Genomic DNA, 13,276 nt, shown 5'->3' on the forward strand with positions numbered 1-13,276 from the left:
GCGCGCACTTGTTAAAACTCTGTCACTAGTTGTACCACTTTGCTGACCAGCTCGTCGGCTTCCGCATCGCTAAGGATGAAGGTCGGTAGCAGACGAATGGTGTTCATTGCAGTTACGTTGATCAGTATTCCCAAGTCGCGACCTTTTTGAACCAGTTCGGCGCAAGGGGCATTGAGCTCAATACCAATCATTAAGCCTTTGCCGCGAATATCCACTACTTTGGTGTTATGGCTCAATGCTTCTTTGAAGCCATTCAGTATTCTGTTGCCCAATACCGTGACGCGGTCAATCAGCTTGTCTGCTTGCAGGGTTTCAATAACCGCAATACCCGCACTGCACGCCAAGGGGTTGCCGCCAAAGGTGGTGCCATGGTTGCCGGGCTGAAATACTTCAGCGGCTTTGCCACGCGCCAGACAGGCGCCAATCGGCATGCCATTGCCAAGGCCTTTGGCTGTGGTGACTACGTCGGGCAGTATGCCGTTGTGTTGGTAGGCGAAGAAAGTGCCGGTACGGCCATTGCCGGTTTGGATTTCATCGGTCATCAGCAGCATATCGTGTTCATCGCACAGGTTGCGTAGATGGTTCAGGTAATCCGCTGCTGGAACCCGCACTCCGCCTTCACCCTGTACGGGTTCAACCAGAATAGCGACTATATTTTTGTGTTCGGCGATGGCTGCTTTTACGGCGGCTACATCGTCGTAAGGCACGCGGATAAAACCTTCTACCAGCGGTTCAAAACCAATTTGTACTTTGACGTTACCAGTGGCGCTCAGGGTGGCGAGGGTTCTGCCGTGGAAACTGTTGGCCATGACAATCACAGCGGGATTTTTCACACCTTTTTCGTTGCCGTATTTCCGCGCAATTTTGATCGCGGCTTCATTGGCTTCGGCGCCGGAGTTGGAGAAAAACACCTTGTCCATACCTGAGACTTGAATCAGCAAATCGCCCAAGCGCTGTTGCTGGGGAATGTTGTACAGGTTGGATACGTGCAGCAAGGTCGCTGCCTGTTCCGAAATAGCTTTGGTCAGGGCGGGATGTGAGTGACCCAAACCGCACACGGCAATACCGGCAATCGCATCGATATAGGAGTTGCCCTGATCATCCCACACGCGGCTGCCTGCGCCCTTGGTCAGGGTCAGGGTTCTTGCGCCGTAAGTGTTCATCAAACTGGACATGGTGTTCTCCACAAAACAAAGCCGAGGCTTTAAAAAAGGTCAGTTCCCGATAGCTGAAAAAACGAAACCGGCACAGCCTATCGAGCGCGGGCTGGCGGGTTATTCATTAAGGGGATTTTTCGCTAAATCAACACGGCGAGCCGGAACGGCGCAGTGGGTGCGCCAACGGCGCGCAGCAAAAATAGACGGCAAATATATAAGTTATTGCGATTATTGGCAAATTTGCCCATTTATGTGGCGCTTTAATGCCGTGCAGCGCATGAGCTTATTGGCTGCTGAAGCCATTGCCCTGCACAAACTCCTTGGCAAAGATAATATCGTTTTGTAAGTGAAACCCTTCATCGGGCGGTTGGATAAAAAAGCCTTCAAACAAACGCACACCTTGCAGCCACAGGCTGGACAGGTTGCGCGAGTTTTCAATCTGGGTGGCAATGACCTTGGCGCCGCGCTGGGTTGCGGCGCTGATCAGGCTTTCCAGCAAGGCAGCATTATTGCCGGTGTTGGTGAGGCTGGGTGATAGTCGCAGATAGTCCAGTGCCAGCTTATCCATGACATCAACAATAGCGGGGTTTTCGCCGGCGCGTGTCAGGCAAATGCCGCACTGGATATCGTGCAGTGCGCGGGCAATTTCGCGGGTTTGATGCAGGTGGTTGAGCACCCAGTTTTCCTCCAGCATAAATACCAGTCGCTCGGCACCGCGCAGGCGCGATGAGCGCAATACGTTAGCGGTGAAGGAGAAAAAGGTGCTCTGCTGCAAGGTGTCTTCGGCCAGATGGATAAAGAGGGTCGCCTGTTCCCGTGTGGCACTGTTGTTGGCAATAGCGCTGACCGCTTGCTGCAATACCCAGCGATCCAGTTCGATGCGCTGTACCGGTTTGTTGATACGGCTAAGGAATTGTTTGGCGGCAATCGCTTCGCCGCCTTCACCTTGCAGGCGCAGCAATACCGAGAAGTGTTCGATGCGGGAATCTTCCAGGCTAATGATGGGTTGGAAGGCGAGTGACAAATCGCGGCTAAATACTATATGGGAAAAATCCGGTTCGATTTTAGTGAGCACCGGAATTGCTGATTCCAGTTTGCTGTCGGGTAGGTTTTGTTGCTCTTGTGGCGCGAGGTTTCCTTCAAAGGCTTGTTCTGCACAGAGTAAGGCTTGATTGGCGCTGCCCAATAGGGGCGTTAACAAAACAATACCGGTGTTAACGGCCAGTGCAATGGGCTGATTGTGAGCAGTGTAGGGCTGTGTATTCAAATGGCGGCGCAACTGTTCGCAGCGTTGCCGGTGAAATTCTGCACTGCGTTTGCCCGCCAGGATGCAGGTCACCATGTTGGACAGGTCAATCCATTGTTCGTCGCTGCCGATGGACTCATCCAACCGCTGGCAAAATTGATCATGCAGTGTAATGAGTTCAACCATTCCCAATTGCTGGCTCAGTTCGGTCAGTTTGTCGATACTGATGTAATAGAGGGCGCTGGTATATTCACCTTGTGCGCTGCTGTTGATTTCATCTTCCAGCGCAGAAAAGAAATAGCTGCGATTAATTTTCTGCGGCAGTTGGGTATGTTGAGTGACCCGGGCGACACGACTTTTGAGTGCGGAAGTTTGGGTTAAGGCCTGCTCGCAAATACGAATAAGTTCAGTCGCTTCAAAGGGTTTGGTCAGGATTGCATTAACGCCCAGGGCTTTAATCGTGTTGTGCAACCGGGTGTCGGTATCGGCAGTGACAAACACAATGGGCAGGAGTAAAAATTGAGGGTCTTGTCGCAACAGGACAGCCAGCTCCATACCGTTTATATCGGGCATGTGTATATCCAGAATCACTAAATCCGGATTGAATTGTGCGGCCTGCTGCAAGCTTTGCAGTGGTTGATGGACGCTAATCACATCCATACCGGCGTAGCGCAATATTTCGCTCTCCAGCGCGGCCATGTCGGGGTCGTCATCCACAATCATCACTTTATAGGTGCGATTGTGTTGGGTGATGATTTGCAATAACCGGTCAATCAGCCGGTTCATGTCCAGCGGTTTGATTAAATAGTCGCTGCTGCCCGCACGCAGGGCGCGCAATTTGGCATTTACATCGGTGCGCCCGGACATGAGCACAATGGGTGTATTGGGGGGAACCAGCTCTTTAATTTGATGCAGGCTGCCCAGCGCTTGTAAGCCGGCGCGCTCAAAATCCGGGTCTAGCAAAATAGCATCGGGCGATTCCTGATACAGCCGCTGCATACATTGTTGCGGTGTCTCAAAATACTCAACGCTAAAACCAACACGGCGCAAATAGGCGCTGCACAGCGCGGCGAGTGTGCGATCCGGGTCGATTAAAAATAGTAGCTTGCCGTCTGCATCGGGGTAGGCGTGTTTTTCGATGGGGGCGGGGAGGCTATCTTTTGCCGCGATGCCTTGGGCGGTCGCCATCATCACCTGACTCAGGTGTTTGACATGCTCCTCCAGGCGGGCGTATTCCTGCCCGCCAAAACTGCGTTCCAGCTCATGCAATTCGGCGAGGAAGTCCTCCAACTGGGTCGCTGCCGCGCGCAATTCCGGCAAGCCGTAACTGGCGCCAGCTTCACCTTGTTTCTGGACGAATTGCTGCAGCGCCGCAAAGCCTTGCAGGCTCCAATTCATATGGCGCAGATAGCCCCAGATATTATCTAGATGCCGCGCACGTTCGGGCAGGCTGGTAATAAAACGCTGGCGCAGGGCTTCAAGCTGGTTACGAAATTCTTGCGTCATAAGTGAGATCCATTTTTCTTCCCTCCAGTATAGAAGCTGTTGCGCAAAGTGTGGTGTAGCGCGCCCTGTAGCAGCGCAGGTGGAGGCAGGTGTAAAAAATCGTTTTAACGGATGAGACTTGGGCGGGCTTTGCGCACAATGGCTCCCCGTTACTCAATGCGCCATACCGAGAGATTTATTGCTAATGATGGGTCGATTAAACCGCTGTTTTCCCCGCCTTGGCTACGCGAGCCTTATGTCATCTGCCCTGGTGTTATCGGCGCAAGCGCAAGAGGTATTAGAGACGCTGGTCGTGAGCGGCGAGCGTTTAGCACCGGCGTTGTCATCCCATGTGATGCTAAATCGCGCGGCAGATTTCCCGCCCGGTGCCCGGCTTGATCCCGCTGAATTATTGCAAACCCTGCCCGGGGTACAGGTGGATTCGCGCAGCAACTACGCCCAGGATACCCGCATCAGTCTGCGCGGTTTTGGCGCCCGTTCCGCATTTGGCGTGCGCGGTATTGATCTGCAAGTGGATGGCATTCCCATGTCCACGCCTGATGGTCAAGGGCAACTGGCCAGTGTCATGCTGGACAACATCGACAGCGTGCAAGTGCTGCGTGGGCCCATTGCCGCGCTTTATGGCAATGGCGCTGGTGGCGTGATTGCGCTGCAAACAACGGCGCCCCAGACGAAAAGTGTGAGTGTGGGGGTGATGGGAGGCGACCCCGGTTTGCAGCGCCAGACCTTGCAAGGCGATTGGCGCCAGGGCGCTGTGGCGGCGCGAGTGCAATTGGTCAATATGACGGTGGATGGCGAGCGGCCTCACGCCAGCGCCGAACGTCAGCAGGGCGCTGCCCAGTTTTACTACACCACCCGCCATCAGTTGGAAGTGAGCGTCAAACATGAGCGCAGTGATGACCCGCTGTTGCAGGACCCATTATCCCTGCGGCCAGACGAGTGGCGCGCTAACCCGCGCCAAACCAATCAGGCCGCCGAGGACTTCAATACCCGCAAATCCGTTGCGCATGAGCAGACCTCTATCAGTGTGCGCGACAATCACGGCGCAACCCGCTGGCAAACCGCGTTGTGGCAGGGTGAGCGCGCCATCACCCAATACCTCGGTTTTAGTGGTGATTCTTTTGTTAATGGCGTTCGCATCCCCGGCAACGGTGGCGTAGTTGACTTGATGCGTGACTTCGCTGGAGCCAGTGCAACACTCACCCGTGAATTCAATGTACTGGCTATGCCGGCGGATATCAGTGTCGGGATTGAGTTGGCGCAAACCGAAGACCGTCGCCGAGGTTTTGTAAACAACGGCGGCACGGCGGGCGATATGCGCCGTAATGAGCTGGGCAAAGTAGAAAGCCGCGATAGCTACGCCTTGCTGCAACTGGCACCTACCACTGGTTTGTCGCTCTATACCGGTGTGCGCCAAAGCCAATTGGATATGACAGTGGACGATTATTTTGTGGTTGCAGGCAACCCCGATGACAGCGGTGCGCGTGGCTATCGCGAAAACGCCTATGCGTTTGGTGCAAATTATCAGCTCAGCGATCAGTGGGAGTTATTTGCCAGCCGCGGGCGCGGTTACGAAACCCCAACGCTTACCGAAATGGCTTATCGCCGTGAGGGCGATGGATTAAATATCGCCTTGGCAGCAGCACTGAATCGCCAACAGGAGTGGGGCATTTATTATCGCCCAATGGTGGATGCTGAATGGGTGCTCACGCAATTTACAATCGACAGTGAAAACGAGTTGGTTGTTGATCAATCCATTGGTGGCCGCACCAGCTACCGCAATGCGGTGGCAACAGCGCGCGATGGCGTGGAAGTATTGGGTCGCTACTCTCTGGGCGATCAATGGCGCCTGCACGCCAGCGCACAATTTATCGAGGCGGTCTATTCCACCGGCGGGTTGGACGGTAAACAATTGCCCGGCGTAGCGCGCGAGCAATATCAACTCGGGCTACAATGGCGTCCCTTCGCCAGCGATGCCCTGATGCTGGGTGCCAGTGTCCAGCAACGGGCACGGGTATTTACGGCAGACGACAATACGATTTACGCACCGGCCTATCGCACTCTGAACCTGAGCGCCCAAGGTGATTATCTATTCAATCAACTAAACCTTGGCTGGTGGCTCAACGTCGCCAACCTCAGCGATGAAAATTATGTTGGTTCTGTGATAGTAAATCAGGCCAATGGCCGCGCATTTGAACCGGCGTTGGGGCGTAATTTGGTGGCTGGCATCCGGTTGCAGCAGATTTTTTAACGTTGGCGTTATTAGCGGATTAATAATGGATAAATCAGTATGCACGCAGAACCTGTGATAGATGACCCCCAACTGTATCTACACGAACAGTTTCGCTATCGCGTCGACTATGTTGGCGATGAGCATCAACCGGTGTTGATCGTGGAGAATTTTTTAGCCAACGCTGAGCAGCTTATTGATTATTGTGCGCACCATTGTGCATTTAATACCGCGGATCTAGCCTACCCGGGTGTGCGTATGGCCGCGCCTAAATCCTACCTGCGCGCCATGCTGCGTGATTTGGGTGAGATTATTTATTCAACCTTCGGCATCACATCCACCATGATCCATGGTTTGCGTAGTGATTATTCCATGGTCGTCACCCCGCCAACACAATTGCGCCCGCAGCAGCGTATGCCTCATGTAGATTCTACCGGCTTACACAACCTCGCCTGTGTGCATTATTTGTGCAATGAAACCATGGGAGGTACATCGTTGTATCGTCATCGTCAAACCGGCTACCAAACTATTAGCGATGCACGCAAAGCGCAGTATTTGGCGCAACTGAGCGAGCAATTGCAACAGTATGAATTACCTATGGCTTACATTAATGGTTCAACCGAACTGTTTGAACAGTTGACCAGTTACGAGGCCTGCTTTAATCGTGTGGTGATGTATCGCAGTAATCATTTGCATTCCGGCAACATCGCCTCGACATTTAATTTTGATCCCAATCCTCGTACTGGCAGGCTTACGCTCAATACCTTTGTGCATTGTCAGGAGTAATGCGTGAGCACTGTGTTAAATTCAAGCGCTGTAATTGATCTGCCTGAATTACCCCTCAGCGCATTACACAGTGACTTTCTTGCTGCACTGGCCACAACGCCGCTACTGTTAGAAGCGGAGCCGGGCGCGGGTAAATCCACGCTTGCGCCCTTGTGGGTTTTGCAGCAAGCACCTGTTGGGCAACAAGTGTGGTTGGTGCAGCCGCGTGTATTAGCCGCACAAGCACTTGCGCAACGGCTTGCGCAGTTATTGGGTGAGGCGCCGGGGCAGCAAGTGGGGTATCAGGTTCCTTACGATTCACGCATGAGTGCCGATACACGTTTGGTCTTGATGACGCCGGGAATTTTGCTGCAGCATTTATTGCAAAATTCCACGCTCGATGGTGTTGCTTGCGTGATGCTCGATGAAATTCACGAACGCAGTGTGAATCAGGATCTGGCTTGGGCATTGTTACAAGAGGTGCAAATCCTGCGTGATGATTTGCAGCTTGTTTTGATGAGCGCAACGCCCGACCCTGCGTTGCAGCAACAAATTTCCCAACGGATTTTTGCACCCGGCCGCTGTTTTCCCGTTACGGTGCAGTATCAACCCGCCAAACAAAACGCGCGCGGTTTTCCTGAAAAAGTGGATGAACAATTGCTGCGCGCGTTGCAGTCGTATCCGATGTGGCAATCCAGTTGTTGCCTGGTATTTTTGCCCGGCTGGCGCGAGATAGAAGACTGCGCGCAATTACTTGCTAAACAATTTCCCACACAAAAAATCTGTCGCTTGCACAGCCGTGTTGGTGCTGCTGAACAACTTATGGCTCTCGATCCCGCTCAAGGGCCGCGCATTATTTTGGCAACCAATATTGCGGAAACTTCACTGACCATTGCTGATGTCACCTTGGTGATTGATTCAGGGTTGGCACGCCGCGCCGATTATGAGCAACGTACTGGCATCAGTCGGTTGCGCACGGCGCGCATCAGCATGGCCAGTGCTGAACAGCGGCGCGGTCGTGCAGGGCGTGTGCAAGCAGGGCATTGCATTCGCCTCTGGTCACAGGATCAGCTGCTTGCCGCCGCCGATTTACCGGAAATTCGCGCGACGGATTATTTGCCGCTCGCGTTGCGTATTGCCCATTGGGGCAGTCCTGCGGATTCACTGCCTTGGTTGGAAGCGCCGAATAAACTCGCGCTGAATTTTGCAATGCAACAATTACAAAAAATGCAGCTGCTGGATGCACAGGGTGCAATTACTTCTGCGGGTGAAAAAGTCAGTGTGCTGGGCACCCATCCGCGCATCGCCGCTTTTTTATTGCAGCACAAAAATACCATTGCCACGCCAGCATTATTGCTGGCGCTGGCATTGCATTTTGAATTGGCGGGCGATCAGGATCTGACGCAATGGCTTGCCGGTGCCGAGCAAGAATTAAAACGCAATCGCCACTGGCAGCGACAACAAAAGCGGTGGTTGTCGGTGTTGTCGCTGCGCGAAGAAGGCATCGCTATAGATCCATTGTTGATTGCGCGCGCGTTTAGCGATCGCATCGGTTTTAAACAGGAATCGGGGCGCTATCGTTTGAATTCGGGCATGAGTGTGGAGCCCCAGGGAAAATTGGAATCCAATTGGGCGGTGTTTTTGCTCATCAATACCAAACCCAAAAGTCATTCCGGCATTGGCATGGCGTTGCAACTTGCACAAGCGCAGCAGCGTGAACTGAGTGCGCTCAGTCAAGGTCTGGTTTTCAAACAGCAGCGCTGGCAGGAACACAGTTGTTGGACTATGGGCGGCGTGGTGATTGATGAACAATTCCAGCCGATAGCCAGTGCAGCCTTGGGGGCAAAGCTGGTTGCACACATCCAGCAGATTGCTCGTGAAAAAACGGTATCGCACTTGTCCTGGAGTGACAGTGCCCGCGCCTTGCTGGAACGTGCACGGTTATTGGCAACACAGGCAGTGTTGGATTTACCTGCGCTCGATGATGCTTCGCTGATTAATACTATGCCGCAATGGCTAGCGCCATACTTAACGGAGTCCACGCAATTGGAGCACTTGCCTCTGCGTGAGGCGCTGGCATTTTATGTGGGCTATGAGCACTGCCAAAAAATAGCACAGCTCTTGCCCGATAAGATTAATTTGCCCAGCGGCCGCAGTGTTGCCATCGAATTTACCAGCGAAGGCAGTGCGCAAATCTCGGCCAAGCTGCAGGAATTTTTTGGCTGCGAACAATTGCAACTGGGCGATGGCAAGATCCCTTTAAAAATTCATTTGCTCTCACCCAATGGCAGCCCGCTGGCTATTACCACCAACTTGCAAACCTTCTGGCAACAAGCCTATCCCGAGGTGCGCAAGGAAATGCGTGGCCGTTATCCACGTCACCCCTGGCCGGAAAACCCGCTCGAACACCAAGCCACAGCGCTCACCAAAAGGAAACTCGCGCAGCAGCAATCGCCGGGTTAGGGTTTTGAATCTAAAAAAACGGTTTTACATTCCCTCATACTATTAAGCGCAGATATTTTTGCGCTTTTTTTTCACTGTTTCATTCTCTGTCTATACTCCTAGCTACGGTGTCCTCTGGCGATGGCTGTGACACGCAGTGCCGAACTTTTTTGTAGAGGGAATAAGGGTTTATGAAACCATTGCCTGCGCTTGTTGCACTTTTTGTGAGCACTTGTTATGGCGCGCATGCGCTGGCGGGTGATGAGTCGGCTGAACACAATCCTGCTTATGCCCTGGCCGGTGCCTTGACGCTGGAGTCGGTGAGGATCGTGGATGGCGGTGTTAAAAAAGGTAGCCGTGAGCTGGCCAACCTTGATCTTACCCTGGCACTGGATACAGAAGCCGCAGGCTGGTGGGCAAACGGCGAATGGTTCGTGTATGTGCTTGGTAATGCTGGTAAAAATCCGTCGGACTATACGGGCGATGTGCAGGGTATATCCAACATCGCGACGGATGAAGCGATCAAGGTATATGAATTTTGGTATCAGCATTATTTTATGGATGATCATGTGAAAGTACTGTTCGGTTTGCATGATTACAACTCGACATTTTACTCACTCGATGCTGCCGGTTTATTCACTCACCCCTCCTTTGGTATAGGGCCGGATACGTCCCAGGTTGGCCCTTCTATTTTTTCCACCACAGCAACGGCGTTGCACCTCACACTGGAAAGCGAGACACAATATTTTTTAGCCGCTATTTATGACGGCATTCCCGGTGATCCGAATAACCCGCGCGGTACCCATATTCAATTCAACAGTGGTGATGGTTTATTTGGTGCCATGGAATGGGGCTGGACCCCTGCTGCTGGCGATAAGATTGCACTGGGTGCCTGGCAACACAGTGCAGAAGTGGAAAGTGTTGTGACAGGTAACTTGATTGATAGCAACAGCGGCGTTTATCTGATTGCTGAAAAAAATATTAACGATATCGCTGCCGTCTTTTTACAACTGGGACGAGCCGACGATCAATTTAACCAGATCGAATACTACGCCGGAACCGGCATTACCTTTACCGATTTTTGGCGCAACGGCGATGGCTTGGGCATCGCCGTTGCGCAAGCGCGCAATGGCGATCCATACCTTGCAGCCAACACGGAACTACAGCGTGCAGAGACCGCATGGGAGTTAACCTACTACTCGCCATTGGTGGATTATCTCAACGCTCAAGCCAGTGTGTACTACATTCAACACCCCTCCATGGATAAAACCCTGGATGACGCGCTGGCCATAGGGGCGCGATTATTTATTGAGTTCTAAACGGTATAAAACTGTATTTGCGAGGAAGCAATGACTATTAAGCAATCCATTATGTTGGTGATCGGCGGGTTTGTTGCACTATTGGGGATAAACACCTTTGTAGGGCTGAGTGCCAGCCAAAAACTGGGTGGGCTACTGGACTATATTTCCGGCCCCGCCTGGAATGCGGCCGATGGGGCAATGGAAGGGCAGATCGGCCTGGAAGCGCAAATTATTGCGCTGCAAAAACTCTATCACGCTGAAAATTCCTTCTCGCAATTGGAGTCCCAGTTAAATGATGCTATTGCAATGGAAAATGAAGCGCTCACACGCATGAAAGCGTCCGGGTTGATGAGCGCAACCACTGTATCGACTCTGAATCAGCAACTGGAAAATTACCACCGCACGCGCACGGCGTTAATTAACAAATTGCAAACAGGCCAATCGGCTGCGGCGGAATACGCACAATTAAATAATCAGTTGGATCAATTGCTGGCGTTTATTGGCGATATGGAAGCAGAGGCCGATACAAAGGTAGAAAGTGAAACGGGCAATGTACATAGCCTGCAGACATCCGCACATGCGAAATTAGTGGGTGCATTTATCATCAGCATTTTTATGGCGATTGTATTTTTTGTTTTTGCCTCTCGTATGATCTTGCAACCCTTGGCGCGGGTGACGGATAACTTACGTGAACTGGGCTCGGGTTCTGGTGACCTTACTGCGCGCTTGTCCGGTGAAAACACGACAACCGAAGTTGGGCGCCTCGCCTTTGCGTTCAATCGATTTGTGGAAAAATTACAGTCACTGATCAATCAGGCGCAATCCAGCAATCACAACCTGACGGCTGCCAGTGTGCAAATCACCGAATCCATCGCCCAAACCGCCAAAGGGTGTGAGACACAGCTTCATGAAATATCGCAAGTAGCACGGGCTGTGGAGACTATTTCACACACGCTGGATCAGGTTGTGAATGCGGCCGTAGGTGCAAACCGTGCATCGGCAGATGCAGTGAGCACAACCGGAGCGGGTAATCGCGTTGTGGCATCCGCACAGGAAGGGGTTGATCAAGTCGTGCAGGAAGTGGACAACGCCTCGCAGGTAATTTCTGCACTGGTCGCGGACAGCCATAACATTGGTAGCATGCTGGAAGTGATTCGCAGTATTGCAGAGCAAACCAATTTGCTCGCATTAAACGCCGCGATAGAAGCGGCGCGTGCGGGTGAAACCGGACGTGGGTTTGCCGTGGTGGCGGATGAAGTGCGCAGCCTTGCCTCGCGCACACAGGAATCCACCAAGGCGATTGAAACCATCATCAACAATTTGACGCAAGGTTCTAATAAAGCCGTAGAGGTCATGGCCGGCGCGCAACAAAAAGCCCTGGTGATTAAAGAGCGAATCGCCAGCACCTCTACGGCCTTCTCCAATATTGTTACCGCCGTGAATCAAATCCAGCACATGAATTCACAAATTGAAAACGCCTCTGAAGAGGAAAAACACTCCATGCAGCAAATCACCAGCAGCATGCAAACTATTTTGCAGCACGCGCGCAACAACGTTGACGTGGGTGAACAAGCGAGTCATTCCCGTGAACACCTTGAGCGGGAAATTCATAAACTGGACTCGCTGCTCAATCAGTTCCGCACCTGACCCTGATTCAGGTGCGGCGCCTTACACGGCGATTCCCACCTCCAACTCGGCAACATAACCTTCGGCGACACTGCCAGTGACGGTTGCTAATTGATACTCCACTCCATCGCTAAATACGTTGTCAGCCGCAAAACTGGTGACCGAGGTATTTTGTCCCTTGGTGTAAAGCGATGAGTTATAAACAGCCGTTGTAACCGCCGCAGGAAATGCCATTTGTGAAATCGCAGTAGACTGTGCAGTACTGCTGTAGGTGGTCAGAAATATTTGAAAGTGAATGTGTGTGATGCGCCCTGCGTACCAACCAGGGTAAATGGTAGTGAAATGAGCAACGCCGCTTGTGTCGGTGTACTGAATACCGCGGCAATAGGTTTTACCTGCTTGTCCTGCATTATTGTTGCTGGAATAACCTGAGTACAAACCGTCTTTATCGCAGTGCCAGATATACACATACGCCGAAACCGGGCTGCAATTGTTATTGACGTTCACCAATTTTAGTTTCACCTGTAAGGGTACGCCGGTTTTATCTTCTGCGATATTTTCACGCAGTACCAATGAATTGTTTAACAGTGTTGATAACGGAAATGGTCCAATAGTTTCGGTGGGAATTAAGGTACAACTGCCCGAGCTACTTGCTGCACTGCTGACTTGAGTGGAGCTGGCGGTTGATGTAGTAGTCGCTGTGGAGCTACTGCTTGTACTGTTGTTCGCGGTGCTTGAACCTCCACCACAGCCAATTAATCCGCTTGCGCCTATCAAACTGAATAATCCAAGTGTGCCCAGTGTTTTGCGGCGTTCGCTGTCTACGGTATTTGCTTGTACCAGGGCTGATTGTTCGATTGATGGTTTGGTTGAGTGTTCTGCTGGTTGCTCAATGGGTTGCTGCTGCATAGTTATTTTCCTGTGTTGGTGAGTGGTCGCTAGTGTTAGTAGTATGACCGGACTCCCAACTAATAATTAGGCTGCAATCGTGAAAGTAGTTTGC

9 protein-coding genes are annotated in these 13,276 nt (G+C 52.2%); 6 read left to right on the plus strand and 3 right to left on the minus strand.

What is annotated here, in order from left to right:
- Positions 1-11: 11 nt before the first annotated feature.
- Entirely contained in the window at positions 12-1,175 is a 1,164-nt protein-coding gene (locus B0D95_RS00845; RefSeq protein WP_078042119.1) for an aspartate aminotransferase family protein, read from the minus strand.
- On the opposite strand from B0D95_RS00845, the gene B0D95_RS20335 reads away from it, so the two are divergent.
- Positions 1,156-1,503, plus strand: a complete 348-nt coding sequence (locus B0D95_RS20335) for a hypothetical protein (RefSeq protein WP_149867836.1) — start codon at positions 1,156-1,158, stop codon at positions 1,501-1,503. The two genes, B0D95_RS00845 and B0D95_RS20335, sit on opposite strands and share 20 nt — an antisense overlap.
- Here B0D95_RS20335 and B0D95_RS00850 read toward each other — a convergent pair.
- A complete protein-coding gene (locus B0D95_RS00850; RefSeq protein ID WP_078042120.1) occupies positions 1,441-3,909 on the minus strand; it encodes a response regulator in 2,469 nt (822 codons plus the stop codon). The genes B0D95_RS20335 and B0D95_RS00850 overlap by 63 nt on opposite strands.
- Positions 3,910-4,144: 235 nt before the next feature.
- On the opposite strand from B0D95_RS00850, the gene B0D95_RS00855 reads away from it, so the two are divergent.
- The 5 genes from B0D95_RS00855 (at position 4,145) to B0D95_RS00875 (ending at position 12,294) form a co-directional block, all read left to right on the plus strand.
- Positions 4,145-6,160, plus strand: coding sequence for a TonB-dependent receptor domain-containing protein (locus B0D95_RS00855; protein ID WP_078042121.1), 2,016 nt, complete (start codon positions 4,145-4,147; stop codon positions 6,158-6,160).
- A 39-nt stretch (positions 6,161-6,199) separates the two neighbouring features.
- On the plus strand, positions 6,200-6,925 hold the full coding sequence (locus B0D95_RS00860; protein ID WP_078042122.1) for a DUF6445 family protein: 726 nt from the start codon (positions 6,200-6,202) through the stop codon (positions 6,923-6,925).
- Positions 6,926-6,928: 3 nt separating this feature from the next.
- The gene (gene hrpB / locus B0D95_RS00865) at positions 6,929-9,367 is read left to right on the plus strand and encodes an ATP-dependent helicase HrpB (RefSeq protein WP_078042123.1); all 2,439 of its coding nucleotides are present in this window, start codon (positions 6,929-6,931) and stop codon (positions 9,365-9,367) included.
- A 170-nt stretch (positions 9,368-9,537) separates the two neighbouring features.
- Positions 9,538-10,665 (plus strand): carbohydrate porin, encoded by a 1,128-nt coding sequence (locus B0D95_RS00870; RefSeq protein ID WP_078042124.1) that lies wholly within the window; start codon positions 9,538-9,540, stop codon positions 10,663-10,665.
- A gap of 30 nt (positions 10,666-10,695) precedes the next feature.
- Positions 10,696-12,294, plus strand: coding sequence for a methyl-accepting chemotaxis protein (locus tag B0D95_RS00875; protein ID WP_078042125.1), 1,599 nt, complete (start codon positions 10,696-10,698; stop codon positions 12,292-12,294).
- 21 nt (positions 12,295-12,315) lie between these two features.
- On the opposite strand, the gene B0D95_RS00880 is transcribed toward B0D95_RS00875, so the two are convergent.
- Positions 12,316-13,182, minus strand: a complete 867-nt coding sequence (locus B0D95_RS00880) for a protocatechuate dioxygenase (protein WP_246841692.1) — start codon at positions 13,180-13,182, stop codon at positions 12,316-12,318.
- Between the last annotated feature and the right edge of the window lie 94 nt (positions 13,183-13,276).

Origin of the sequence: Cellvibrio sp. PSBB023, assembly GCF_002007605.1 — a bacterium.
GTDB lineage: Bacteria > Pseudomonadota > Gammaproteobacteria > Pseudomonadales > Cellvibrionaceae > Cellvibrio.

Bases quoted from the DNA above. Each gene is read 5' to 3' on its own strand.
- B0D95_RS00850 (WP_078042120.1), bottom strand. From the start codon at position 3,909: ATGACGCAAGAATTTCGTAACCAGCTTGAAGCCCTGCGCCAGCGTTTT.
- B0D95_RS00855 (WP_078042121.1), top strand. From the start codon at position 4,145: ATGTCATCTGCCCTGGTGTTATCGGCGCAAGCGCAAGAGGTATTAGAG.
- B0D95_RS00860 (WP_078042122.1), top strand. From the start codon at position 6,200: ATGCACGCAGAACCTGTGATAGATGACCCCCAACTGTATCTACACGAA.
- B0D95_RS00875 (WP_078042125.1), top strand. From the start codon at position 10,696: ATGACTATTAAGCAATCCATTATGTTGGTGATCGGCGGGTTTGTTGCA.
- B0D95_RS00880 (WP_246841692.1), bottom strand. From the start codon at position 13,182: ATGCAGCAGCAACCCATTGAGCAACCAGCAGAACACTCAACCAAACCA.
- B0D95_RS00845 (WP_078042119.1), bottom strand. From the start codon at position 1,175: ATGTCCAGTTTGATGAACACTTACGGCGCAAGAACCCTGACCCTGACC.
- B0D95_RS00870 (WP_078042124.1), top strand. From the start codon at position 9,538: ATGAAACCATTGCCTGCGCTTGTTGCACTTTTTGTGAGCACTTGTTAT.